Origin of the sequence: Mariniplasma anaerobium, from assembly GCF_016865445.1 — a bacterium.
Taxonomy (GTDB): Bacteria; Bacillota_I; Bacilli_A; order Acholeplasmatales; family Acholeplasmataceae; genus Mariniplasma; species Mariniplasma anaerobium.
This window is the reverse complement of record NZ_AP024412.1, coordinates 1,731,275-1,756,704: the sequence shown is the minus strand read 5'-3', so window position 1 is coordinate 1,756,704 and position 25,430 is coordinate 1,731,275. Positions and strand designations below refer to the sequence as shown.

At 29.8% G+C, this 25,430-nt stretch carries 25 protein-coding genes; 23 read left to right on the top strand and 2 right to left on the bottom strand.

Annotation, left to right across the window (positions count from 1 at the left end; translation table 11 throughout):
• Positions 1-137 precede the first annotated feature (137 nt).
• From MPAN_RS08410 to feoB, 4 genes are all read left to right on the top strand, one after another.
• Positions 138-1,514, top strand: coding sequence for a deoxyribodipyrimidine photo-lyase (locus MPAN_RS08410; protein WP_176239410.1), 1,377 nt, complete (start codon positions 138-140; stop codon positions 1,512-1,514).
• Between the two features lie 95 nt (positions 1,515-1,609).
• Complete coding sequence (locus tag MPAN_RS08405; RefSeq protein ID WP_176239409.1) at positions 1,610-2,746, top strand: GGDEF domain-containing protein; 1,137 nt, start codon at positions 1,610-1,612, stop codon at positions 2,744-2,746.
• A gap of 142 nt (positions 2,747-2,888) precedes the next feature.
• Complete coding sequence (locus MPAN_RS08400) at positions 2,889-3,155, top strand: FeoA family protein (protein ID WP_176239408.1); 267 nt, start codon at positions 2,889-2,891, stop codon at positions 3,153-3,155.
• Positions 3,152-5,134: a ferrous iron transport protein B gene (gene feoB / locus MPAN_RS08395; protein WP_176239407.1), complete on the top strand. Its 1,983-nt coding sequence runs from the start codon at positions 3,152-3,154 to the stop codon at positions 5,132-5,134. Before MPAN_RS08400 ends, feoB begins: the two co-directional genes overlap by 4 nt.
• Positions 5,135-5,331: 197 nt before the next feature.
• On the opposite strand, the gene MPAN_RS08390 is transcribed toward feoB, so the two are convergent.
• Complete coding sequence (locus MPAN_RS08390; RefSeq protein ID WP_176239405.1) at positions 5,332-6,381, bottom strand: mechanosensitive ion channel family protein; 1,050 nt, start codon at positions 6,379-6,381, stop codon at positions 5,332-5,334.
• Positions 6,382-6,528: 147 nt separating this feature from the next.
• On the opposite strand from MPAN_RS08390, the gene MPAN_RS08385 reads away from it, so the two are divergent.
• From MPAN_RS08385 to MPAN_RS08295, 19 genes are all read left to right on the top strand, one after another.
• Entirely contained in the window at positions 6,529-8,016 is a 1,488-nt protein-coding gene (locus MPAN_RS08385; protein WP_176239404.1) for an aminotransferase class I/II-fold pyridoxal phosphate-dependent enzyme, read from the top strand.
• Positions 8,003-8,887: an agmatinase gene (gene speB, locus MPAN_RS08380; RefSeq protein ID WP_176239403.1), complete on the top strand. Its 885-nt coding sequence runs from the start codon at positions 8,003-8,005 to the stop codon at positions 8,885-8,887. The genes MPAN_RS08385 and speB overlap by 14 nt, the downstream gene beginning before the upstream one ends.
• Before the next feature lie 209 nt (positions 8,888-9,096).
• Positions 9,097-10,182, top strand: a complete 1,086-nt coding sequence (pdhA, locus tag MPAN_RS08375) for a pyruvate dehydrogenase (acetyl-transferring) E1 component subunit alpha (RefSeq protein WP_176239402.1) — start codon at positions 9,097-9,099, stop codon at positions 10,180-10,182.
• Positions 10,183-10,184: 2 nt separating this feature from the next.
• Positions 10,185-11,162 carry an alpha-ketoacid dehydrogenase subunit beta gene (locus MPAN_RS08370; RefSeq protein ID WP_176239401.1) on the top strand — a complete coding sequence of 326 codons (978 nt, stop codon included), beginning with the start codon at positions 10,185-10,187 and terminating at the stop codon, positions 11,160-11,162.
• A gap of 12 nt (positions 11,163-11,174) precedes the next feature.
• Positions 11,175-12,485 carry a dihydrolipoamide acetyltransferase family protein gene (locus MPAN_RS08365; RefSeq protein WP_176239400.1) on the top strand — a complete coding sequence of 437 codons (1,311 nt, stop codon included), beginning with the start codon at positions 11,175-11,177 and terminating at the stop codon, positions 12,483-12,485.
• Positions 12,486-12,496: 11 nt separating this feature from the next.
• The gene (lpdA, locus tag MPAN_RS08360) at positions 12,497-13,867 is read left to right on the top strand and encodes a dihydrolipoyl dehydrogenase (RefSeq protein WP_176239399.1); all 1,371 of its coding nucleotides are present in this window, start codon (positions 12,497-12,499) and stop codon (positions 13,865-13,867) included.
• 95 nt (positions 13,868-13,962) lie between these two features.
• Complete coding sequence (locus tag MPAN_RS08355; RefSeq protein ID WP_176239398.1) at positions 13,963-14,781, top strand: prephenate dehydratase; 819 nt, start codon at positions 13,963-13,965, stop codon at positions 14,779-14,781.
• 103 nt (positions 14,782-14,884) lie between these two features.
• On the top strand, positions 14,885-15,784 hold the full coding sequence (locus MPAN_RS08350) for a diacylglycerol/lipid kinase family protein (protein ID WP_176239397.1): 900 nt from the start codon (positions 14,885-14,887) through the stop codon (positions 15,782-15,784).
• A gap of 75 nt (positions 15,785-15,859) precedes the next feature.
• Entirely contained in the window at positions 15,860-16,318 is a 459-nt protein-coding gene (locus MPAN_RS08345) for a GNAT family N-acetyltransferase (RefSeq protein WP_176239396.1), read from the top strand.
• Positions 16,319-17,022: 704 nt separating this feature from the next.
• Positions 17,023-18,081, top strand: a complete 1,059-nt coding sequence (locus MPAN_RS08340; protein ID WP_176239395.1) for a Fic family protein — start codon at positions 17,023-17,025, stop codon at positions 18,079-18,081.
• Positions 18,082-18,640: 559 nt separating this feature from the next.
• Positions 18,641-19,159: a helix-turn-helix domain-containing protein gene (locus MPAN_RS08335; protein WP_176239394.1), complete on the top strand. Its 519-nt coding sequence runs from the start codon at positions 18,641-18,643 to the stop codon at positions 19,157-19,159.
• Between the two features lie 14 nt (positions 19,160-19,173).
• Positions 19,174-19,569: a hypothetical protein gene (locus MPAN_RS08330; RefSeq protein ID WP_176239393.1), complete on the top strand. Its 396-nt coding sequence runs from the start codon at positions 19,174-19,176 to the stop codon at positions 19,567-19,569.
• Between the two features lie 17 nt (positions 19,570-19,586).
• Complete coding sequence (locus tag MPAN_RS08325) at positions 19,587-19,832, top strand: hypothetical protein (RefSeq protein ID WP_176239392.1); 246 nt, start codon at positions 19,587-19,589, stop codon at positions 19,830-19,832.
• 226 nt (positions 19,833-20,058) lie between these two features.
• Entirely contained in the window at positions 20,059-20,418 is a 360-nt protein-coding gene (locus tag MPAN_RS08320) for a hypothetical protein (RefSeq protein WP_176239391.1), read from the top strand.
• A 758-nt stretch (positions 20,419-21,176) separates the two neighbouring features.
• Positions 21,177-21,473 carry a hypothetical protein gene (locus MPAN_RS08315; protein ID WP_176239390.1) on the top strand — a complete coding sequence of 99 codons (297 nt, stop codon included), beginning with the start codon at positions 21,177-21,179 and terminating at the stop codon, positions 21,471-21,473.
• A gap of 26 nt (positions 21,474-21,499) precedes the next feature.
• Positions 21,500-21,994 (top strand): hypothetical protein, encoded by a 495-nt coding sequence (locus MPAN_RS08310; RefSeq protein ID WP_176239389.1) that lies wholly within the window; start codon positions 21,500-21,502, stop codon positions 21,992-21,994.
• Positions 21,995-22,069: 75 nt separating this feature from the next.
• Positions 22,070-22,594, top strand: a complete 525-nt coding sequence (locus MPAN_RS08305) for a hypothetical protein (RefSeq protein WP_176239388.1) — start codon at positions 22,070-22,072, stop codon at positions 22,592-22,594.
• Between the two features lie 336 nt (positions 22,595-22,930).
• A complete protein-coding gene (locus tag MPAN_RS08300) occupies positions 22,931-23,311 on the top strand; it encodes a hypothetical protein (RefSeq protein ID WP_176239387.1) in 381 nt (126 codons plus the stop codon).
• Between the two features lie 248 nt (positions 23,312-23,559).
• Positions 23,560-24,153 carry a nucleotidyltransferase family protein gene (locus tag MPAN_RS08295; protein WP_176239386.1) on the top strand — a complete coding sequence of 198 codons (594 nt, stop codon included), beginning with the start codon at positions 23,560-23,562 and terminating at the stop codon, positions 24,151-24,153.
• 86 nt (positions 24,154-24,239) lie between these two features.
• Here MPAN_RS08295 and MPAN_RS08290 read toward each other — a convergent pair whose 3' ends face one another.
• The gene (locus MPAN_RS08290; protein WP_176239381.1) at positions 24,240-25,415 is read right to left on the bottom strand and encodes an IS110 family RNA-guided transposase; all 1,176 of its coding nucleotides are present in this window, start codon (positions 25,413-25,415) and stop codon (positions 24,240-24,242) included.
• Positions 25,416-25,430: the final 15 nt, after the last annotated feature.

The following is a 25,430-nucleotide window of genomic DNA, read 5'->3' as shown; positions in this document are numbered from 1 at the left end:
TAAAGTATCATCATGATAGATAAAATATTAGGTAAACATAAAGTTTTTAATTTATTTATGTTAAAATATTTATATAGATAAAATATATTTTCTGTAGAACTAATAAGCTTAAACATTATATTTTCTTAAGGAGAATTATGAATAAAAATCGATTATTACATTTGAAAGATGGAAAAACTAATCAAAACAAAAAATATGTAGTCTATTGGATGCAGCAATCTCAAAGAGTACATTACAATCATGCGCTTAATCATGCAATCAAGGTAGCTAATCTATACCAATTGCCTCTTGTGTGCTTTTTTGGACTTGATGATACGTATAAAGATGCAAATGAGAGAAGTTATGCCTTCATGCTTGATGGATTAAAAGAAGTTAAAGAGATATTAACTAAATTAGATATAACGTTTGTGTTAAGATTTGGAAAACCTCAAGAAGTCGTCATGGATGTATTAAATGATGCACAAGCATTAATTATGGATAGAGCATATCTTAAAATACAAAGAGCTTGGAGAAAAGACTTATTTCATAAATTAACAGATAACGAAGATTTGTTAATTGATATGGTGGACACAGATCTTATAGTACCGGTTCATATTGCATCTGACAAATCAGAATATGGAGCATATACAATTAGACCTAAAATAAAGAGATTATATGAATCCTTTAGAGATTTTAAGAAATTAAGTATTATAGATAATAAAAAATTGGTTGATATCATAAGTGATGATGATTTAAGCAATATTGATGATTTAATTCAAAAAATGGATATTGATCATAGTGTCCCTAAAAGTTCTTATTATCATGGAGGATACCAAGCAGCATCACATTTGTTTTCTACTTTTATCCAAGAAAAATCAGATCACTATCCAGAAAGCAGTGATCCATCAACAAACTATACATCCTTAATGAGTATGTATCTACATTTTGGACAAATCTCTAGTTTAGAACTTTTAGAAAGATTGTACTTAGCCTTAGAACAAGGACAACTTAAAGGTGAAACTTTTGATCAATACATAGAACAGCTCTTAATTCGAAGAGAATTAGCTTTTAATTATGTGTTTTATCGCCAAGGATATGATGTATTTGAAACGATGACAGAAAATTGGGCTTATCAAAGTATGAACGCACATGAGTTTGATCATAAAGACTATTTATATGATTTAGAGACTTTAGAATCTTACCAGACACATGATATATATTTTAATGCAGCAATGAAACAAATGGTGAAAACCGGATATATGCATAATTATATGCGTATGTATTGGGCTAAAAAAATCATTGAATGGTCTCCATCATTTAAAAAAGCTTATGAGACAACATTATATTTAAATAATAAGTATTTTATTGATGGTAGAGATCCAAATAGCTATGCTGGTGTAGCATGGTGTTTTGGTAAACATGATCGTGCGTGGACTGAAAGAAAAATCTTTGGGAAATTAAGATATATGAATGACAAAGGATTAGAAAGAAAGTTTAATATTAAGCAATATGTTCAGGATATGGACCAGCTTTAAATATGTATACATATAAGATTAAGAAATATGACATAAAAATGAAGTTTTTATTTATAATTTTTGTGTTATAATGACATGTGTTGAGGTGATGCGAATTGTATATTGAAATTCAAAAGAACGTACTATCAATCATCATATTAGCAATTTTATATATCAGTTTAATCAGGCAACTTAATTGGAAAGAATATCTTAATAGGGTATTTTTATATTTGATTTGGTTCAATATAGCTTGTATAGTGCTTGATTCAATTATTATACTTACAAGTGCGAATACATCACTTATTCCAAATATTATGCTTTATGTAAGTGTAGGATTATACTATGTATTAGCTCCAGCAATCGCATTATTATGGTTGATTTACGTAGATCTTACAATTTATGGAGATAAAAATAGACTATTTAAAATCTCTATTATGCCAAGTGTAATCATCATTATTAATCTAATACTTGTTATGGCTAGTTATAAATATGACCTTATCTTTAATATTAATAATCAAAATGTATTTTCTAGAGGAAGCTATTTCTTTATAACAATTGCTTTATCAACCATTGTATTAATGTATACAATGATTCATATATATAATAATAAACACACCATTCGTAAACAAGAATATATAACTTTGATGCTTTTTGGGGTACCACCTCTAATTTCTGGAATTTTCTTAATCTTTTTTAAAGACATGAATTTTGTTTGGAATAGTTTGGTTATTTCACAATTATTGGTATATATTTATATTCAATCAAAAATCACGAATACTGATTTTTTAACAGGATTATTTAACCGAAGAGAATATGAATTTAGGGTTAAACAATTAAAAAACAATAAATTAAAGCATGTTGAGATATCAGGGATTATGATTGACATCAATGATTTCAAAAAAATCAATGATGATAATGGTCATAAATTTGGAGATGAAGCACTAATTGCTACATCTAAAATGCTTGAAGCATCTGTTAGAAAACAAGATTGTGTATTTAGAGTTGGTGGCGATGAATTTATTGTTATCATATTCAGTGAAGAGCGTGATATTATAAATGATATCATTAAAAGAATTGATAAGGAATTTGTTAAATTCAATCAATCAACTGAACTCCCATTTGAATTAAGTTATTCTATGGGTAAAGGTGTTTTTGATGAAAAGAAACACAATGATATAAATGATTTTTTTGAACACTTAGATTTCATGATGTATGATCAAAAAAAAGTATATAAAGAAAAATGTAAAAGTTAATAAATGATAAGTTTAATTGATAAGATGTACTCATGTACATCTTTTCTTTTTATAAACGTATTTATAATCTTTACGATATCATTTGACTATTAATATCATTTAATTATAATGAAATTGAAGCATTACTATAGGAGCGAATTTTATGGCAAGAAGAAAAATATATAAAAAACATGATCTTGCGACATTAGCTGACCTTACGCATGGACAAAAAGCTAAAGTTGTAAAACTTAATACAATAGATAAAGCCCTAAGAAGAAGATTATTAGATATGGGGATAACTGAAGGCGTTCAAATAAAAATAAAAAGAATTGCGCCACTTGGTGATCCTTATGATATTGAGCTTAGAGGCTATGAACTTTGTCTTAGAAAAAAAGATTTAAGTCTAATAGATGTTGAGGTGATTTCATGAAAGTCGCTTTAATAGGAAACCAAAATTCCGGGAAAACAACGCTCTTTAATCTCTTAACTGGACATAATCAAAAAATCGGGAATTGGCCTGGTGTGACCATTGAAAGAAAAGAAGGTCGCATAAGATCTACAGATTTTGATATTATTGATTTACCTGGGATTTATTCTTTAAGTCCTTATACGATTGAAGAAGAAATCTCAAGAAAATATTTATTTGAAGATAATGTTGATCTTATTTTAAACATTATAGATTCTACAAATCTAGAAAGATCTCTATATTTAACAACACAATTATTAGAACTAGATATTCCAGTGATTGTTGCACTTAATATGAGTGATATAGCACTTCAAAGAGGCATTGATATAGATTATAAGTATTTAGAAGAAAAACTTGATACAACTATGATTCCTATATCTGCATTAAAGAAGACTGGAGTGTTCGATTTAATTCAAGTGATTAAATCACAAGCATACAGAAAGAATAATTATACGCATATATATGATCACGAGTTAGAAGATTGTCTAAAAAAAATAGAATCTGAAATCAAGCACGATCATGAAAGATATATAGCTGTTAAGCTTATTGAAAATGATCCAGATTTTGAAGAATTTCATCAAAATGGTTCAAAAAAAATAGTAGAAACACTTTGTATGACTTACAATAGGGACATGGAACAAATCATTGCAGATGAACGATATAGATATATCGAAAACATTAGAGATGAGTCTATAAAATCATCTAAGCAAAACATGACTGTTACTGATAAGTTAGATCGCATATTTTTAAATAGATTTTTAGCAATCCCTATCTTTATTTTGATTATGTTTTCTGTGTATTACCTAGCAGCTGGTCCTGTTGGATCTGCGACTGTAAATTTTGTAATTAAATACATGGATATTTTTAGTCTATGGATGTCACAAAGACTAGACGTCTGGGGAGCTTCAGCTTGGTCTAAGAGTTTAGTCGTCGATGGAATTTTTGCCGGGGTTGGTGCTATCTTATCGTTTTTACCACAATTAGCTATTTTATTTTTATTAATTTCTTTCTTAGAAACAACTGGATATATGAGTAGAATCGCATTTTTCTTAGATAAAGTATTTCAAAAAGTAGGGTTATCAGGAAAATCTTTGATCCCCTTTATTATAGGTAGTGGATGTAGTATTCCAGCGATTATGTCAGCGAGAACAATTCACGATGAAACTGAAAAGAAGATGACAATTTTGTTAACACCATTTGTACCATGTAGTGCAAAATTACCAATTATCGTTTTATTTGCAGGTTATTTCTTTGGTGATTATTCAGGATTGGTAAGTGTATCTCTTTATTTCTTTGCAGTTATTGTTATTATTTTATCAGCATTAATTATGAAGACAATTTTGTTTAAAGGTAAAACAACAAGTTTTATTCTAGAACTACCAAATTACAAACTACCAAATTATCGATATATATTTAAAGATGTATTTGATAAAGTGTTTGCCTTTGTAAAACAAGCTGGATCGATTATAGTAATAGCATCGATTGCAGTATGGTTTTTATTGAACTTTTCATTTAGACTAGAATATGGAATCGAATCATCAGCATCTATGCTTGCAGGTATAGGTAAATTGTTTTCTTGGATATTTTATCCATTTTTAGGAACATTTAGTTGGGAAGCAACTGTTTCTGCTATACAAGGTTTAGTAGCTAAAGAACAAATTGTTGCATCTATGGCAATCATTGCTGGAAATTCAGAACAAGTAAATGATGGCATATTCATTTTTAATAGTGCAGCCTTTAGTTTTTTCACACCAGCATCTGCGTATGCTTTTATGGTATTTAATTTATTTAGTGCACCATGCTTTGGAGCAATCGGTGCGATGAGAAGAGAACTAGGAACAACAAAGAGAATGTGGAAAGCTGTTTTTTTCCAAACTGGCATAGCTTGGTTAATGGCAACATTAGTTTATCAGTTCTTACATATATTTGAGGTGGTATTATGACATTTACTTTAACAGATTTAATTATATTAATTGTGATAGGATTTTTTGTTGGAAGAATTGTTTATCATATGATTAAACATAAGGATGAGAGTATATGTTCTCGGTGTGCATATGCACCTAAGTGCTCAGCTAAGTAATATAAAAATAACAAAAAAAGCCAGTGACTAAATTTTAGTCGCTGGCTTTTTATATTTTATTTATTTTTTGGGACTTGGTTGATGTACAACAACTTGTGGGAATGGAATTTCAATACCATTTTCATCTAAGAGCGTTTTAATAAACTGTCTTAAAGCTCTTTCAATACCATAATGTTGTTCATTTAAAGTTTTTGCGATAACTCTTATATCAACACTTGATGAGTTTAATGCGATAACACCAGAAACTATAGGTTCTTCGACAATCACTGGATATAAAACCTTGAATTTTGGAAGATTAGCTGTTAACACTTCAACAACTTTTCCAATATCTTCTTTATAAGCAACTCCAAATTCAACAATAGCCATTGAAAGATTTCTTGAATAATTCGTAATATTTGTCACGTCACCATTAGCAAGAATTTTCACATCGCCTTTCCAGTTTCTGATTTTAGTTGTTTTTAAACCGATACTAGTCACAACACCTTTAAACCCTTGAACTTCAATAACATCATCAACATCAAAATGTTGCTCAAAGATAATAAAGAAACCTGAGATCAAGTCATTGATAAATTTTTGAGCACCAAGACCGATAACTAAACCCATAATTCCAAGACCTGCTAGTGCAGGACCAACATTAACTCCCCATATGGATAAAACTGAGACGATTGCAATGATGCCAACAGCATATCTAGTTACTGAAGAAAGCAGTTTACCAACAGTTTTTCTTCGTCTTTGTGAGCGACCTTCTTTTCTACCTATCTTTACAAATGCAATTTTACTAAATTTCATAATAAAGAATGTTAAAACAATTACAACTGTAGAAGATATAATGCGTCCTAAATTATCAGCTAAACCTAAAGCAAGATTATTTAAAGTATTTTCTACATAAAGAGCTAAATCATATCCCCATAAAGCAAACATTCCCAAGATAGCAGATATCAATAATGCAAATGTAATGATATAAATAACCGCAACAAACCATTTATTTACAGTCTCTTCATTTTTTAATAATTTTTTTTCTATAAATAGAACTAAAACAATCCCAAGGACGATTGCAGCCGTAAGAAATGAGTTTGTTAAAGTTTGTGATAATAATATGTTAAAATTCATTTTTTTAATTCTCCTTTCACTTATAATTATTATAACATTTAAGTTGTAATTTAAAAAGATTTATGTATTTTTAGAAAAAAACATATTATGATATGATTATTATTTAAAAAGTGTTAAAATAGTAATGTTTTGAAAGGTGGTACTTAAATGGAAAAAGATCATAACCTAACACCATTCTATACAAAACTAAAAGCATACGCTGATAGTGGAGCAATTTGTCATGATGTACCAGGTCACAAGCTTGGACAAATTGATAACGATATGATGGATTATACCGGAAAACAAATATTTAAACTTGATGCAAACGCACCAAGGGGCATGGATAATTTAAATAGGCCCCAAGGTGTTATATTAGAAGCAACTGAACTTATGGCTGATGCCTTCGGTGCAGAAAAATCTTATTTTTTGACCGGTGGGACGACCATGGGTATTTTATCTATGATTATGAGCACGTGTAGAGCTAAAGAAAAAATAATTTTACCTAGAAATGTACATAAATCAGCTATTAACGCACTTATTTTAAGTGGGGCTGTTCCTATATTTGTAAAACCATACATTGATCAAGAATTGGGTATCGCTAATCATATGGATTATGAAGAAGTTAAAAAGGCGATTATCGAAAATCCAGATGCTATGGGTGTATTAGTTATTAACCCAACATATTTTGGAGTTACAAGTGATTTAGAAAGAATTGTGACACTTGCTCATGAATATGATATGAAAGTTTTAGTAGATGAAGCACATGGATCACATTTTCCATTCTCTAATAAACTTCCTATAGGTGCAATGGAAGCTGGTGCAGATCTTGCATCATGCTCGCTACATAAAACTGTAGGATCATTAACGCAAAGCTCAATTTTAATTGCACAAGGTCCAAGAGTTGATCATATGCGATTAAGATCTACCATTAATATGATTCAATCAACATCCCCATCTAGCTTACTTTTAGCAAGTTTAGATATCGCAAGAAAATCAATCTATCAAAAAGGACCGAAACAATTACCTGAATTGATAGATATGGCAAAAAAAACAAGAGAACAAATCAATCAAATCCCTGGATTAAAAGCATTAGGCAAAGCATATTTTTTATCTAGAAATGCTTTTAACTATGATGAGACTAAAATTATTATTAAAGTTTCTGAATTAGGGCTCACAGGATTTGATGTTTATAAAGAATTATCAGATACATATAAAATTCAAGTAGAATTAGCCGAAACGCATTTAGTCTTAGCAGTATTATCTATAGGGACTACACAAAAAGATTTAGATGTATTAGTAGAAGCTTTAACTAAAATCAGCGAAACTTATATTGGTATGCATCTTGAACCGATTGCACCTAAGATTAAATACAGTTATCCTGAAGCTTACACAAGACCTAGAGAGGCATATCATGCACCAAAGAAATATATGCCTATTGCTCAAGCTGTAGATGAGATTGCTGCTGAATCTATTATGATCTACCCACCAGGTATACCCATTGTTATTCCAGGTGAGATTATTAGTCAAGATATCTTAGATGACTTAGAATTCTATCAAAGAAGTGGATCAGTTATATTAAGTGATACAGAAAGTGGATATATAAAAATTATTGATAAAGAGTATTGGATGAAATGGAGCGAAGATGAAGATGAATAAAGTAGATTTATCATTCCAAAGTTGTAAAAGCACATATGAAGAAGCAGATGTAGTTATATTTAGTGTACCTATGGATGCGACAACATCTTTTAGACCAGGAACACGTTTTGCAGGTAATGCTATTAGAGTTGACTCAATTGGAGTTGAATGGTATTCCCCTTATAGAGAGCGCGACTTAAATGAATTTAAGACCGCTGATGTTGGAGACTTAGATTTACCTATTGGCGCTGTAGAAGATGCCTTAGAAATCGTTTATAACACGACTAAGACTATTTTAAAGGATAACAAAGTACCAATGATGGTTGGTGGTGAACATTTAGTAAGCTATCCAGTGATTAAAGCAGTTTTTGAATCTTATCCGAATTTGCATATTATACATTTAGATGCACATACAGATTTAAGAGAAAACTTTTTTGGTAGAGAATTATCACATGCAACATTTATGAGACATGTTCATAAATTTGTCGGTGATAAAAAGATTTTCCAATTTGGTATCAGAAGTGGTGAAAAACCAGAATTTGATTGGGCCAAAGAAGAAAGCGGACATATTTTCCAACGAAAATTTGATTTTGAAGGCTTAGATAAAGTTTGTGAGCAATTAAAAGATGTCCCTGTTTATATCACGATTGATCTTGATGTTTTAGATCCATCAGTATTCCCTGGAACAGGGACTCCAGAACCAGGTGGAATGCAGTATAAAGATCTATTATGGGCATTTGATCAATTTGAAAAATTAAACAATTTGGTTGCTGCTGATTTTGTAGAATTATCACCAATGTTAGATCCTAGTGGAGCTTCAACTGCTGTTGCAGCTAAAACATTAAGAGAAATGGTATTGCTTTTACAAAAGAACCTAGAAAAAAGAAAATAGATATAAAAAAATATAATAGATTTATGAAAATTAGGAAGATACATAGTATCCTCCTTTTTTATTTAAATATAAGTTTTATAAATACAATTATGGCTTATCTAAAGGGATAAATATATATACTAAAAAGTACGTATTCATCTTAAGCATAACTTTTGTATTAAAAACTATGCTCAAGTATAATATACGTGTAAATAAAGGAGGGCGAAGACATGTTATTTAAAGACTATGATCCGCTTAAGAAAAAACGATTATCAATTCTAGATGAAAAAGGCAAAATTGTTAATAAAGAATTAGAACCTGACATTGATAAAAAGACACTATTAAATATGTACAAAACTATGGCTTTAGGACGTATTGCAGATACAAAAGCATTACAGTACCAAAGACAAGGCAGAATGCTTACATACGCTCCAAATAAAGGCCAAGAGGCTGCACAAGTTGGTGCTGCTGCTGCAATGCAAGAACAAGATTGGTTTGTTCCTGCGTTTAGAGAATTAAATGCTATGCTTTATAGAGGTGTTACTTTAGAACAAATTTATCTTTATTGGTATGGTAATGAATGGGGAAGTCATTTTGATGAAGGCGTTAAAGTGCTACCTATTAATATCATTATTGGTTCTCAAATTAACCATGCATCAGGTGTTGCTTATGCATCTAAGATTTTAAAGAAAAATGAAGTTGCTGTTGCATCTATTGGTGATGGTGGGACTTCACATGGTGAGTTTTATGAAGGACTTAACTTTGCATCTTCATTTGACCTACCTTTAGTAGTTATGATTCAAAATAATCAATATGCTATTTCTACACCTAGAAAAAAAGCTACAAAAGCAGAAACACTAGCTCAAAAAGCTGTTGCTTTTGGTATTCCTGGTATGCAAGTTGATGGTAATGACATTTTAGCTATGTATGTAGCCATGAAAGAATCTATTGAATATGCTAGAAGTGGTAAAGGACCAGTTTTAATTGAAGCTTATACTTATCGCTTAGGACCTCATACAACATCAGATGATCCAACATTATATCGTGAAGATAAAGAAGTTGAAATGTGGGAAAAGAGAGATCCAATGATTCGATTTAAAAAATATTTAATCGATAAAGGTTATTGGAGTGAAAAAGAAGATAAAGCATTAGAAGCTGAACAAACTAAATTTGTTGGTGAAACATTTAAGAAAGTTGAACAATCTGGAACAGAAGATTTATTAGACATATTCCAATATACTTATAAAGAAATGACACCACAATTAAAAGAACAATATGAAACACATAAGAAATTTTTAGAAGAAGGAGGCAAATAATCATGGCAGTAGTTAATTTATTAACCGCAATCAATCAAGCATTAGACCAAAAATTAGCTGATGATCCATCAGTTGTAGTATATGGAGAAGATGCTGGCTATGAAGGTGGTGTATTTAGAGTAACTGCAGGTCTCCAAAAGAAATATGGAGTCGATAGAGTTTTTGATACCCCTATTGCAGAAGCTGCAATTACAGGTAACGCTGTAGGCATGGCTATTAATGGACTTCGTCCAATTGCTGAACTTCAATTTGATGGATTTGTTTTCCCTGGATATACTGAAATTGTTACACATATGGCAAGATATAGAAATAGAACTCGTGGAAAACATGGTCTTCCAATTGTTGTAAGATTCCCTGTTGGTGGAGGCATTAGAGCTTTAGAACACCATAGTGAATCTATTGAAACACTACTTGGACATATTCCTGGACTTAAAGTAGTTTTCCCTTCAACACCTTATGATGCTAAAGGGCTTATGATTTCTGCAATAGAAGATCCAGATCCAGTTATTTTTATGGAACCAAAAAGGATTTATCGTTCAGGTAAACAAGAAGTACCTGAAGAAATGTATAGAATACCTATTGGAAAAGCTAAGGTTGTTCAAGAAGGCAGTGATATCACTGTTGTTGCTTGGGGCGCTATGATGAGAGAAGCTGAAAAAGCTATTAAGTTACTTGAAAATGAAAACATCAGTGTAGAGCTTATTGACCTTAGAACAATTAATCCAATAGATGAAGAAACTATTATTGAGTCAGTTAAAAAAACAGGAAGATTTTTAGTGGTTCAAGAAGCTGTTAAAACTTATGGACCTGGTGCTGAACTTATTTCGTTAGTAAATGAAAAAGCATTCTTGTATTTAGAAGCTGCACCAACTAGAGTTACTGGTTTTGATATTACAGTTCCGCTTGCAAAAGGTGAAATGTTTCATTTTGTTCAACCAGAAAGAATAGCTGATCAAATCAAAAAAGTAGCTAGATTTTAAGGAGGTCTTATTATGTATGATTTTAAATTCGCGGATGTCGGAGAAGGCATTCATGAAGGTGTTATATTAAAATGGAATTTTAAACAAGGAGATAGTGTAAAAGAAGGAGAAACTTTAGTTGTTGTTGAAACAGATAAAGTTAATGCTGAATTACCTTCCCCTGTTGATGGTATTATTACTAAATTAGGCGCACAAGAAGGCGACACAATTCATGTTGGCCAAACTGTTGTTATGATTGATGATGGTAGTGGAGCTGGTAAAGAAGAAAAAGTAGAAACAAAAGAAGAACCAAAAGAAGTTAAAGAAGAACCTAAGAAAACAGCTGTTTCTGAAAAAGAAGAAGATGAACCACAAGGTGTTATTGGTGAAATTGAAGTTTCATCAGATGTCATGGCATCATCTAATGAACATAGTGGTGCTAAAAAAGAAGTTTCTAAAAATAAAAAAGTTCTTGCAACACCAGTTGCAAGACAAATGGCAAAAGACTTAGGTGTTGATATTCATACAGTTTCTGGTACTGGAGAAAATGGAAGAGTCTTAAAAGAAGATATTAAGCAAGCTTCTCAAAAACCAGCAGCTAGCTCACAATCTTATAGTATGCCTAATGTTAAGGTATCAAGTGAAGGCAATGTTGAATTAGTTAAGATTACAAGTTTAAGAAAAGCTATTGTTAAAGGTATGACTATTTCTAAACAAGTTATTCCACATACAGTCTTAATGGACGAAGTCAATGTAGATAAATTAGTAGAACTAAGACAAAAGGTTAAAGCACAAGCTGCCGCTCAAGATATTAAATTAACTTATATGGCATTTGTGATGAAAGCAACTATCCTTGCTTTAAAGAAATTCCCTTGGTTTAACGCTAGTTTTGATCAAGAAAACGAACAAATGATTGTTAAGAAGTTTTATAATATTGGAATGGCTGTAGATACGAAAGATGGCCTTATCGTGCCAAATATCAAAGATGCAGACCAAATGAGTATTTTAGAACTTGCTAAAGAAATATCTACAGTTGCAAAAAACACTGTAGATCGTAAAATCCAATTATCACAACTACAAAACACAACATTTAGTATTACTAATTTTGGGGCAGCAAACGTTGCATATGGAACACCAATTATCAATCATCCAGAGGTAGGCATATTAGGAATTGGTAAGATTGAGAAAAAACCAGTTGTTATAAATGATGAGTTAACAATAGGTTATGTTCTACCATTATCTCTAGCAGTTGATCACAGAGTCATTGATGGCGCAGATGCAGGAAGATTTTTAAATGAAATTAAGTCTTTATTATCTGACCCAATGATGTTATTATTAAGTTAGAAGGTGATCATATGAAAAATTACGATATTATAGTATTAGGCGGTGGACCAGGGGGTTACGTTGCTGCAATTAAAGCAGGGCAAAACAATCTAAAAGTCGCATTGATTGAAAAAGAAGTCGTAGGTGGTATTTGCCTAAATCATGGGTGTATTCCAACTAAGACGTTATTAAAAAATGCTAAAGTATATAAAACATTAACACATGCATCTGATTATGGAGTTACCATTGATGGCGCTATTGGCTATGATTGGTCTAAGATGATGAAGCGAAAGAATTTAGTTGTTAAAAAATTAACAACTGGTGTTGCTGGACTTCTTAAGAAAAATGGTGTTGATGTATATAATGGTCTAGGTACTGTTCTAGCAAAAGATAAGGTAGAAGTTAATGGTGAAACATTAACTTGTAAAAATCTTATTTTAGCTACAGGAGCTTCTCCAATTGTTCCACCTATTGATGGATTAAAAGATGCTTATGAAAAAGGATTTGCAAGAACTTCAAGAGAAATGTTGCAAATAGAACAAGCACCTAAAAATTTAGTCATTATTGGTGGTGGTGTGATTGGTGTTGAGTTTGCTACAATATTTAGTTCACTTGGATCTAAAGTTACTATTATTGAAAAACTTGATGGTATATTACCTATGATGGATGAAGATATTAGAACATCTTACACAAAAATATTAAAGCGTGAAGGTATCGATATCTTTGTTAATGCTGAAGTTAGTTCTGTTAAAGGTAAAAAAGTTGTTTATAAACTTGAAGGCAAAGAACAAGAAGTCGAAGCGGATAGCATTTTAGTCAGTGTTGGTATGAGAGCCAATACTAAAGGATTAGAAGCACTTAATCTTAAGATGGAACGAAGCGCAATACTTACAGATGATAAATTAAGAACTAATATTGAAAATGTATATGCAATTGGCGATGTCAATGGTAAATATATGTTAGCTCATGTGGCTTCACATGAAGGATTAGTTGTTGTTGAAAATCTTTTAGGTCATGATAAGAGTATGAACTATATGAGAATGCCAAATGCAGTTTATGGATCTCCAGAAATCGCATCTGTTGGTATGACTGAAAAAGAATTAAAAGAAAAAGATATTAAATATAGATCATCTACTTTCCCACTTATGGCAAGTGGAAAAGCTTTAGCTGATAATGAAAAAGATGGATTTATTAAATTATTAGTCAGTGAAAAATATAAAGAAATATTAGGTGCTCACATTCTTGCATATAATGCATCAGATTTGATAGCTGAACTTGGTGTAACAATGGAATTGGAAGGTACCGCTTATGAAATAGCAAATACCGTTCATCCACATCCAACCCTATCAGAAATTGTAATGGAAGCTGCTCATGGTGCAATAGATAAACCTATTCACATTTAAAAATAATAAAAAAGACCTTTACTATTGGACATGATAATGTTTTCGTGTAAAATAGATGAATAGGTCTTTTTTATTTTTTAAAATGAGGGATGCATATGAAAAAAATAGCAGTATTAGGTCCAAAACATACATATTCAGATGAAGCTTGTAGCTTATTTGAAAATAAGACAAATCAAGAACTAGAACACATATACGCTTCTAACATTAGAGAGGTTATGAAATTAGTTGATGAAGTAGGTATTGGCATTCTTCCTATAGAAAATACATTAGAAGGCTACATTGGTCAGCATATTGATCTTTTATTAGAATTTGGGTATTTGATTGATAGCGAAGTCAAGCTTGATATAACTTTTAGCCTAGTCAGCCATAAAGCTCTAAAGGATATTAAAAGAATTTATGTACAATATGCAACAAAAAATCAATGCCTCAAATTCTTAAGTACTCATAAAGATATAGATATCATTGTTACTGATAGCAATGTTACATCTTTTGATATGTATCAGAAAGATGAAGATTCAGCAGCAATCATTCCTAATCACTTGGTTAAAGATGAAGTGTTTGTGATAAAAGATGTTGCAGATGAAATGGTTAATCACACAAGATTTTTAGTGATTAAAAACAAGCAACAAGAATTTAAGCTATATGCTAAAGATAAAGATATTAAAGCTACACTTGTGATTACACCTAAAAACGATAGACCGGGATTGTTATATGATATTCTAAAAGTATTTTCAGATAGAAATATCAATTTAATATCTATTATGTCTAGACCAACTAAAAAAGAAATTGGAACTTATCATTTTTTAATTGAATTAGAAGCTAAATCAGAAGAGTATGTATATATTCAAACGGTATTTGAAGAACTCAAAGATTTATATGATATTAAAGTGATTGGGCTTTATCAAAGCATTTAAGTAGATTGTTAGTAAAAGGATATTGCAATATATTATAACAAAGAGACATAGACTCTTTGTTATTTTTTTGCAATGTGATAAAATAGCATAAAGGGGCTAAATTATGAAATATTTATTGATGTATAATCCTGTAAGTGGTAGATCAAAATTTAAAAAAAAGATTAAACAAATAAAAAGATTTTTTGACAAAAGAAATTTAGAAATCGACATATATGAATCTAAAAAAGCGGGAGATTTAGAATTAAAGGCTCAGCATCATGCAAAAGATTATGATGTTTTTTTAGTTGCAGGTGGAGATGGAACCATAAGTGAAGTTGTTAATGGGATGATGAAATCTGAAATAAGACCATCCTTAGCTATACTTCCATGTGGCACTGCAAATGATATTGCGGCTATTTTAGGTGTACCTAGATGGCTATGGTTGGCACTTAGAATGTATATGAAACATGAACCTGTTTTAATGGATATCAATCAAATGAATGATCGATATTTTGTATATACCGCAGCAAGCGGTGTTCTATCTAGAATTAGTTATGATGTCTCAAGAAGAAAGATTAAAAAATATGGATATCTTGCATATGTATTTGAAGCAATGAGAGATTTTGTTAAAGAATATAATTATCCATGTCACATTGAATGTGACGGTAAGGTATTAGAAACTGATTGCATGATGATTTTGGGGTTGAGTTCAAATCGTGTTGGTGGTATGAGATTAATTAATTTTTCTAAAAGTAAATTAAATGATGGGTTATTTGAAATCAGAGTATTTACAAGTAGAAGAAGATTTAGAAGATTTAGATTAGCATCATCTTTCATTAGAGGCGGAAAGAAATTAAGAGAAGATTTCCATTTGGTTGGAAAGCATTTTAAGATTGAAACTGATGATAATATTTTATGGAATGCAGATGGAGAAGCAGCAGAAAAAGGGAATATAGAAATTAGAACTATTGAAAAAGCTTTAAGTGTTTATGTGAGTCCTAGAAGAAAGAGAAAACAGTTTTGATATAAATATTAAACTAGTTCATTAAAAAGCAACAAAATGATTAATTAACTATTTTTGGAATTACGAGGAACATATATGAGTCAAATAGTAGTTTTTAATTTATATGATGATATTAAAAAGATAGATCAAGTTATATTATTATTGCAAAAACAAATGAAAGATATAAAAGTAGATAAAACAATAAGAGATATTGATCAGTCACTTAGAAATGCACTTGTGGGTCATAAAAGAGCAATTCTTGAAGTTTGTTATGAAGAAGAAGAACCAGTTGGGTTTATTTTTGGGAATATTTGTTCAGGAATTGAATCGGGAAAAGATTATTTTTGGATTAATGAAATCCACGTAAAAGAAGAATTTAGAAGAAAAAAAATAGGAAGTTTAATGATTAAATATATAGAAAATTGGTTGAAGGATAAAGATATTGAGTATGTAGCAGCAATGACAAGTAGAGAAAATGAAGCATCAAAGAGAATGTTTGATAAGATGAAATTTGATGAAAGTGATGTTGTATGGATCGATAAGTATACGAAGTGATAGTTAAATAGGAGAGATGAGTGTTGAGTCGTAGGTCCGTGTCTTTTTTTCGGCACCATTACTATCCTGAAAAATTATCTATATATCCCTTAGTAGAGATGAAAATGCGATGTATACTATCGCTTTTTTTATACATTTTTAGGGTATTTTTTGAGTGAAATCATGTTTCGAAGGGTTAAATATATGAGTTTATACGGGCTAGTGTGAAATAGCAACAACAAACCCTTATGAATAATTTTGATATTTTGAGTTTAAAAATGATGTACTATCAAAACCTTATTATTACATCATTGAATTGAATAATCAGATTGAATATATATCGTATACCTAATATTGTAAAATTAAAAGCTTTCTAAGTAGAAGGAGTTCAGTATATTGCGATTGAGGATTATGATTTATCATTTTTTATCTCTTATTTCACGGCTGACATTCTCAACGGGATGATTCAAAAAATTGTATCTATCGAACTGGTTGAAATTTCGTTGTGAAATTACAATTGATTGTTTCAAATCGCATTTGTAATAGTTTTATAGATAAAAAGAACAGGAAGCTTGCTAATAAAAACATACAAGAAAACATACAAGATAACAAAACGAGGAAAGAAAAATAAAAATAGTTTCCTCGAAGCGTTGACGTGTAAAGACCTTTATGCTATAATGTAATCAAGGAAAGAAAATATAAAAATCTTTCCTCAAGGAGAGAACATGAAAAAACTGAACACACTACCATTTAAAGTCAATCTAAACACCATTGATGTTCTAAAAAAATTAAATATAGCCAATAATAGTATTGGTGAATTGAAAGGATTAGTTAATATTCTTCCTAATCCTAATTTAATCTTGAGCTTAATCAATGTGAGCGAGTCAAAAGATTCTTCAGCAATTGAAAATATCATCACTACATATGAAGATATCTATAAAGAACTAGTATCTAAAGCAACCGTTAGCAAAGCTTCAAAAGAAGTTTTGAATTATAAGAAAGCAATTGAATACGGATATGAAGAATTAAATAGTAAAAAATTCATAAGTACAAACTCTATAGTACGAATTCAAGAATTAGTTGAACCAAATAAAGGGGGCATTCGCAAACTTCCTGGAACTGTCATTATGAATATGGACACGAATGAGATTGTCCATATACCTCCACAAGATGAAATTGAGATCAGAGAACTACTTAAAAATCTTGAAGACTACATGAATACAGAAAATGATTATGATCCTTTAATTAATATGGCACTCATTCATTATCAATTTGAAAGTATTCATCCTTTCTACGATGCAAATGGAAGAACAGGAAGAATATTAAATATTCTATATCTGGTACTAAAAAATAAAATTCAGAGTCCAATATTATATTTGAGTAAATATATCATCGAAAACAAGAATCAGTACTATGAACTTCTAAAGGAATGTAATGAAGATATTACGAGTATTACCAAAATGGTAATGTTTATTCTTGAAGCAGTCATTGAAACATCGAGATACACGATTGATTTGATCTTAAGAATCAATGATTTGATTAATATGACAAAAGTTGAAATGAAAAGAAGATTAGAAGATGTTTATTCTGAAGAACTGGTTCATCATTTATTTGGGTATTTATATACGAAAAACGAATTTTTTAGAAACGAATTGCATATCTCAAGACCAACAGCAACCAAATATTTAAAAGCATTAGAAAAAGAAGGTTTTCTTGTTTCAGAACGTGTCGGAAAAGAAGTCGTGTATAAGAATATTCAGTTGTTAAATATATTTAAATCATAAAATCGTCTTGTAAACAGGAAGAAACAATTTAGTTTTATGCGTATCTGTTTATGATTTCGATTTATAAAGAGATCAAATATTAAAAAATTAGATCGAATAAAAACGGCTTAACAAAGCTAAAAATAACCCAAAGTAAGCGAGTTAGTTTCGGGTTATCTTTTCGGAACCATTACTGACCACTTACTTTCGTATACAAATCTCTTAGTAAAGACAAAAAGTTGATGAAAAACATCAACTTTTTTACTTAACAAAGGGTGTTTTCTAATTTAGATGATTTTTTCAGATTGTTGCGACAAATTAAGATAAAATAATTATTGTGTTTCAAAAGATTATATGAGGCCTTTTTAAAATGCGGATAGAAAGATTCTTATCTGCCAATTTTAATGACACCTATTATTCTTAAAAATAGAGAGTTTGTTCAAATATACTAAATACGTGTTAAAATCAATACAAAATTAAAAAAAGCTTAAAATCAAGACAAAAGATTGACATGTCAATATTTATGAGATATAATATGGGTAATCAATAAGAAATAGCTTATATTAGGAGGAATGTTCGAATGTTAACACAAATTACAAAAAAACAACTTGAGAGATTAAAAGATGCGTTACCTTTATATAGAAAGATACTTGGGTATTCTGCAGAGAAATTTGGTAGTTATTTAGGATTGAAAAGGCAACAAATTAGCAGTTTAGAAACAGGTAGGACTACACTTACACAAGTGCATTTTCGAGCAATCACTCAAATTATATCTGAAACTGTTAGTGACAAAGCAGAGAAAAATGAGATTAATATAGTATTATTCATAATTTTGGTTCTTCTAAACGAAAACGAAGAAATGTTAGATGATGATGAGTACTTATATTGGAAAGATATTATGATTCAATTTTCTAAATTAGATGATGTTGGAGATTCAGATAATCAAGTGAAACTTCTTAAAGGTTTTGCATTTGCTTCAAAAGATCTGAATAAAGGTGATATTGTCCCTACGATAGAATTTTTAGATGATATAATCACTGGATATAAAGAATTTATACAAAAAATGAATGACATTGCTAATAAAGAAGAAAAAGTTTAAGCGAGGCGAAAGATGTGGACATAAAAAAAAATTCAAAACAAAAAAGAGGAAAAGTATTTAAATGGATAAAAGATCATAAGGTTGAATTATCATATGGAGTGGGAATTTTAGCATTAACGGGAGTAGGTATTTCATTTGGAGCAAATTACAAAAAACAAGCAAGAATCCCTATTACAGCAATCCCAATTATTCCTGTCTATGATACTAACCTACCGATTTATGATGTTATAGATGAAGTTTCTAAAACTATCAACTGTTCTTCGAAATCCCCACATTTTAGAAAAGATCACATAAGACACTTAGGAAACAGAAACGCTTCAACTCAAAAAATAAAAGAAGCGCTTGAAAAAGGCATAGAATTGCTTCTTCATGAAACATATGTCAAACAAAGTTATGTTAAAGCAAATTAAAAGGGAGGAAAGTTAAAATGGAATTTTGGGACGGATATGATTTAGGATTTGATCAAGGTTTTATGGACGGATATGATTTAGGATTTAAAGAAGGTTCTTGGCAAGGATATTTCTTTGCAATTGATAAATTAAAACAACTTAGAGTTAAACGAGAAGTACTTATTGTTACAGCAACCATCGTAGCTTCTGTTCCACTAACGCTACTAGGAGCAAAAGTATATAAACGCATCAAAGCAAAATCAAAAGGACTCGTAACAACCTAGTGGCTTGTTTTTTCAATGTATGTTGTAAAGTAAATGATATCTATCAAATAGAATGCATGTTAAAAAAAACAAAATTAGTTTGACCTATACTTTAGTTTTTATTAATGACCTATTATTACTATAGATGTGATCAGTGTGTTTTATTTTTGGATACAAACCAGTATGATAGCGAAAGTCGTAAGAGAAACTTATATGTTAATAACACGAAATAACAATTGGAGGACATATGGATAAAAAGGATATTATTAAAAAGGCAGTAAAGAGCATTTTGAGAGCAGAACATCTTTTGAGTTTAGATAATTCTGATTTTGGAGATTTAGATAAGATTATAGAATATAAGGCCATAATGACTGATGAAAATTTGAAAGATTTTAACATCTCATTTGGAAATGACGTCACTGAAAAAACTCGAAGATTAATTGTAAATATCACTTCTAAATATGAGTTAGGATTGTTTCAGTTGGAAAGAATTCTTTCTCTATTGAAGAAGTCATTTGTAACTGATATAGAAATTTATTATGGTGTAATCATAGACAAAGAAATTAAAGAAGTCAAAATCGAAATTTTTGCATCAAAACAAAAATAATTGTTAAAGAAAGCGCTGGCTTACGAGTTACATATAAAAAGCAAATAAAAAAATTTAAATTACTAAAAAAAATGAAGGAAATCATATATGGATGGAGTATATATAGCAACGACAATTATAGGATCACTATAATTATTTTAGGAGTCACAACTGGAATTGGATCGAAGAATAAAGTCTAAAAGATCATGAAGATACACTTCTAAATTTAAAAAGTAAGAGACCAGTTGATATGACATATGATGAGATTAGAGAACTTTCAATGACCTATAAAGAGTATGTTTGGGTTTATTGGAGTTTTAAGTGCAGGTTTTTTTGATAAGTGGGGGACTAATAATCGCAGTAATAGTTCTTCTAATGACAAGTTGAAAAAAATGTTGTTTTGAAAGTTTCTTATATCAGGAAAATAAATATTAGGCATTAATAATTACTTATTACTAGAATCAAATACTATTTTTTTAATAGAGTCGTGATTCGACTGGGTTTTTTGGTACCATTAAAAGATCTAGTTAATTAACTGCATATCCTTTAGTAGAAATAAAAAGCGATGTAAGCTATCGCTTTTTTCATGCAGTTTCAAAATATTTTTTTGAATAAAGCTAATGATTGGAATAGAAAATTTTAAATTTTAAGAAACTGAATTTGTAGGATGTCTACATTATATTTTCACACTGGTTTTGTTTGATTCAGCTATTTAAACTAATTGAAAAATGTGTTATAATAGTGCTATAAATAATCGATGAATAGAGGGAGGATAAATTATGGTTAGAAAAATAGCTACACCGGTATTATTTATTTTATTTGGAATCTTAATTTATTTTCTTGAAAGTTCAGTTATAAATCTTCCAGTAGATAGTGATGGAGTTTCACATAATGGTGTCAATCTCTTTAATAAAATCTTGTTTCTTGTAGTATTAGTTTTATTGCTAATATTTGAAGTTAGAATTCAATTTAATAAAATTAAAAATATTTATTATAAATATTTATATTTAATGATTATGGTTTTATCGTTATCATCCATAACTTATTTTTTTATATCATATTTTATTTGGAAATAATTTTTCGTATATGAATTGAGGCTGTTATGAAGAAAACATTTTTGTTTTTACTAACTCTTGTACTAGTTTCTATACTTTTATCGTGTGATTCAAACTTCTTTAATGTTGTACCTGTGAAACATGAATACGACAGTATTGATGATTTTATTGTTGGACTTTCTCATATTGAATTTAAAAATGAAGTACCATCGAAATTTTATTTTTGTATTATGGAGTTAGATAGTCAGTTCGAATATTCATATTATATAGAATCAATTACTACAACTAGAAATTCAGAAGTATCTACACCTGAATATCCTAAAATGTCTACTCGCGGTTTTAATATTGGAATAACTATTTATATAGAAGATGTAACACATATTATTGAATTAAGAGAATTTTCAGAAGAAAGCGTTCAAAATATTGTGATAGAAGATCATGATTTATCATATTTTATTTCTAATGGAGCAAGTGTTGATCTCCTGGAAATGATGGTAGGACACGTTGAATCTGTTGAACTCATTGAAATTTCTAATTTGTAGAAACTATTCAGTAAGCTTCAATTTAATGTGATATATAAAAAGATGTCTAATATTAAAATAGTGGGGAATATTTATATGGAAAACAAGTATGAAAAGTTTTATCTTAACTTATATATGCATACTAAAGGGGAAAAATTAGTTTTTAAACATAAGAAGATAACAGGTGAATATCTCGAAAAGATGATTGAAACCATCATTGATAAAAATAAATTTTTGAAAAAATATAATAAAGTAATTAGATCAACCTTTATTTTTGACAATAATACATTAACACAGGAAGAACTTCTGACCAATTTTGATTTGACAAAAACCGAGTTTTTTTCTATCATTGATAAATTTCTAAAATCCTTTATCATTACTATATATTTTAAAAAGGACATGATTAAAGTATTTTTGGTTTATTTTATAGGTTTTATGATTATAAATTTACCGTTTATTTTATTGCTAGAAGAGTATAATTTCATTTCGAGAACGAGCCAGATATTTTTTGTTACACTTCTACTTTCAACGGCTCTTCCTTTCCTCACGCTTTCAAGAAGATATATAACAAGAAGAAGAGATCATCTTCTTAATGTATACCAAGTGAATCAATCAAATTAGAAATTATTCATATATAAGTAGCTTCAAAAAATATTTTTCAAATAATCCACACAAATATTATTTCATTTAATATTGAAATATATATTACAGTAAAAAAAACATTTCTATAGAAATTATCTATATTATGAGTTATAATATAGGAAATAATTAAGGGGGCATCATATGTTTATATTGATTTTGCGATTCGATTTAAAAAGAATGAAGAGATATAGAAAAAATTAAGTTTAATATGAATAGATTTAAATACATGTTTCAAAGCCTAATTTTCTCACAATCCAGTTTAATCAATCCATTTAGTGTATAATATAAGCAAATAGACAGGAGGCTTATATATAAATGAAAAATCAAAGCAAAAAGTTTTTTAGAGATGTAAAGAAACAAGCTGATAAAACAGTAGATGATGTTAAGCAATATACAGCAAATACAAAAGAACTGATAGAAGTCTATCAAGCATTTAAACAAGCATCTGTTAAAATTAAAAAAGTGACAAGTAATTTTATTAACTTGGATTTGCCTATTTATGGCATGTTAGATACTAATTTTGCGACACTTACTTTTAGAGAAAAAGATGGTCTAGACATTGGTCAAATCTTGAAAACAGGAAAACATATATTGAAAGTTGAATCCATCCAAGATGATATTGTTTTAATTCCAATCAAGGTTAATGACAAAGAACATCAAGTCGAATGTAAAATTGCGACACTTAAAGAGATTTAATTATTTAAATCATACAAGAAATTAAGGTTAAGAACCTTACTAAAAGCAAAAACGAATTAAACTAACAGAATTATTTACCAACAACATCTAGACAACACTTTAAATAAAGTGTTGTTTATTTTTGTATTTAATGCTATTATATGAGTAAAGATAATGCACAAAATAGTAATTTTTAAAGGTGTATCAAAATAGACACAAGCTGGGTTAGAATCAAAACCCATTTTAATATATAGCTTGAGGAGTTCCATATGGCAGATGGAATCATCTTAGCAGCTGGATATTCTAGTCGTGCAAAAACGAATAAAATGCTTTTAATGTTTAAAAATGAATCCTTAATTTTTCATTCAATCAATGGTATGATGCCTTTTGTCAGCCATATTTTTGTCATTACAGGTCATTACCATAAAGAAATTACAGATGCATTAAAAGACTTAAAAGATGTTACTTGCATCGAAAATAAAAACTATAGTCAAGGCATGTTTAGTTCTATTAAAACTGGAGCTTCTTTTGTCTCAAATGATTTTTTTATTTTACCGGGAGATTGTCCATTTGTAGATGCCCTTACTTATGAAAAATTGCTACAAGGAACTAAAGAAATGAGAGTGCCTAGTTATCAAGGAAGAAAAGGACATCCACTCTTTATTCAAAAGCATTTAATCAAAGAACTTATTGATGAACCTGATTCATCAAATCTAAGAGATTTTAGAAATCAACACGATTTAGAAATTATAGAAACAAATGATCCAAATGTCTTAAAAGATATTGATACTATTGAAGACTATTTAAAACTTGAAAAACCATTAAGAAAGCCAACTATTCTAAATAAGTCAAGTATAAAATAAAAATAATGGTTTTGATATAAAGGCAAACTAAAAAAGGATGTCTATGAAACACCAAGTTCTTTGGAAACTAAATATGGCTAATGAACCTATTTAATATAGGTAGAATTATTTTTTAAAATAGAGTATATAACACGCATCAGTTTTTTAGTGACATGACCAATGATATTACGATGCTTCTTACCTTGAGCTTTCTTTTTTAGGTAGTATGCTTTAAAGGTAGGATCAAATTTAACAATTGCTTGAGCAGATTGAAACATAGCCCATCTAAAGATTGAAGAACCACGTTTTGAAATCCTATAGTTACCTTCAAATTTACCAGATTGATAAACAGAAGGGTCAAGACCAGCAAAAGCAAGTAATGCATCAGCGGATTTAAATAAGCTGATATCACCGATTTCAGCTAAAATAATACCACCTGTCGTATAACTGATTCCTGGAATAGAAAGTAAGGTCGTCTTCGTCATATCTACATTAAGTTTTATTTCTTCTTCAATTAAACTGACTTGATCGTTTAGTAAATTAATACGCACAATAGAACCTTTGATTGAAAAGGATAAAGCTTGACTATCCATACCAATTGAGGTCAGAGGCAAGGATTTAAGATCTTTAGCTTGTATGAGTCCAAGGTGACCCTTAGACGCCGTTTTAATTAATTCGATTAACGTATTTAGTCTAACCCTTTTTAATTCTGATAAAGAAGCATAACGTGCAAGAACAGCTAATGAAGTTTTACTGACAAGTTTATTAAAAATTTTATTATATTCAGGAAAAGCTTGGTCAATATATGCGTGTAGTTGATTGACATCCTTATTGATTTGTTTTTTCAAGGATTTTCTTAATCTGACTAGTGTTTTGAGTTCATCAATGTGATATGATGAAAGTGTATAGGGTTTGAAATCATTTTGATTTCTAATAAGAAACATACAAATAGCCTTCGCATCAATAGAATCAGTTTTCGTTTTACGAACTGAAGATGCTTTACGGTCCATATTGGTTAATAATGGATTAATGAACATTACATCATATCCGCCACGGATGAGGTAATGCAGGATGTTTCTGCTATAATGCCCAGTTGATTCAAGCCCTATACGAACTATTTGATCACAAAAGAACTCTTTAGCTAACTTAATCTCACTGAGGAGTTTTTTATATCCTTCTAAATCATTTATAATTTTAAAAGGTTTCTTAAAAAGGACACCGAGGTTATTGGTTATAACGATGTCATGTTTGTTTGAGGCGACATCAATGCCTATGTAAATCATAAAAATCAATCCTTT

Excerpts from the sequence above, each read along its gene's own strand:
- MPAN_RS08410 (WP_176239410.1), top strand. The coding sequence starts at position 138 with ATGAATAAAAATCGATTATTACATTTGAAAGATGGAAAAACTAATCAA.
- MPAN_RS08400 (WP_176239408.1), top strand. The coding sequence starts at position 2,889 with ATGGCAAGAAGAAAAATATATAAAAAACATGATCTTGCGACATTAGCT.
- feoB (WP_176239407.1), top strand. The coding sequence starts at position 3,152 with ATGAAAGTCGCTTTAATAGGAAACCAAAATTCCGGGAAAACAACGCTC.
- MPAN_RS08390 (WP_176239405.1), bottom strand. The coding sequence starts at position 6,381 with ATGAATTTTAACATATTATTATCACAAACTTTAACAAACTCATTTCTT.
- MPAN_RS08385 (WP_176239404.1), top strand. The coding sequence starts at position 6,529 with ATGGAAAAAGATCATAACCTAACACCATTCTATACAAAACTAAAAGCA.
- speB (WP_176239403.1), top strand. The coding sequence starts at position 8,003 with ATGAAGATGAATAAAGTAGATTTATCATTCCAAAGTTGTAAAAGCACA.
- pdhA (WP_176239402.1), top strand. The coding sequence starts at position 9,097 with ATGTTATTTAAAGACTATGATCCGCTTAAGAAAAAACGATTATCAATT.
- MPAN_RS08370 (WP_176239401.1), top strand. The coding sequence starts at position 10,185 with ATGGCAGTAGTTAATTTATTAACCGCAATCAATCAAGCATTAGACCAA.
- MPAN_RS08365 (WP_176239400.1), top strand. The coding sequence starts at position 11,175 with ATGTATGATTTTAAATTCGCGGATGTCGGAGAAGGCATTCATGAAGGT.
- lpdA (WP_176239399.1), top strand. The coding sequence starts at position 12,497 with ATGAAAAATTACGATATTATAGTATTAGGCGGTGGACCAGGGGGTTAC.
- MPAN_RS08355 (WP_176239398.1), top strand. The coding sequence starts at position 13,963 with ATGAAAAAAATAGCAGTATTAGGTCCAAAACATACATATTCAGATGAA.
- MPAN_RS08350 (WP_176239397.1), top strand. The coding sequence starts at position 14,885 with ATGAAATATTTATTGATGTATAATCCTGTAAGTGGTAGATCAAAATTT.
- MPAN_RS08345 (WP_176239396.1), top strand. The coding sequence starts at position 15,860 with ATGAGTCAAATAGTAGTTTTTAATTTATATGATGATATTAAAAAGATA.
- MPAN_RS08340 (WP_176239395.1), top strand. The coding sequence starts at position 17,023 with ATGAAAAAACTGAACACACTACCATTTAAAGTCAATCTAAACACCATT.
- MPAN_RS08335 (WP_176239394.1), top strand. The coding sequence starts at position 18,641 with ATGTTAACACAAATTACAAAAAAACAACTTGAGAGATTAAAAGATGCG.
- MPAN_RS08325 (WP_176239392.1), top strand. The coding sequence starts at position 19,587 with ATGGAATTTTGGGACGGATATGATTTAGGATTTGATCAAGGTTTTATG.
- MPAN_RS08320 (WP_176239391.1), top strand. The coding sequence starts at position 20,059 with ATGGATAAAAAGGATATTATTAAAAAGGCAGTAAAGAGCATTTTGAGA.
- MPAN_RS08315 (WP_176239390.1), top strand. The coding sequence starts at position 21,177 with ATGGTTAGAAAAATAGCTACACCGGTATTATTTATTTTATTTGGAATC.
- MPAN_RS08310 (WP_176239389.1), top strand. The coding sequence starts at position 21,500 with ATGAAGAAAACATTTTTGTTTTTACTAACTCTTGTACTAGTTTCTATA.
- MPAN_RS08305 (WP_176239388.1), top strand. The coding sequence starts at position 22,070 with ATGGAAAACAAGTATGAAAAGTTTTATCTTAACTTATATATGCATACT.
- MPAN_RS08300 (WP_176239387.1), top strand. The coding sequence starts at position 22,931 with ATGAAAAATCAAAGCAAAAAGTTTTTTAGAGATGTAAAGAAACAAGCT.
- MPAN_RS08295 (WP_176239386.1), top strand. The coding sequence starts at position 23,560 with ATGGCAGATGGAATCATCTTAGCAGCTGGATATTCTAGTCGTGCAAAA.
- MPAN_RS08290 (WP_176239381.1), bottom strand. The coding sequence starts at position 25,415 with ATGATTTACATAGGCATTGATGTCGCCTCAAACAAACATGACATCGTT.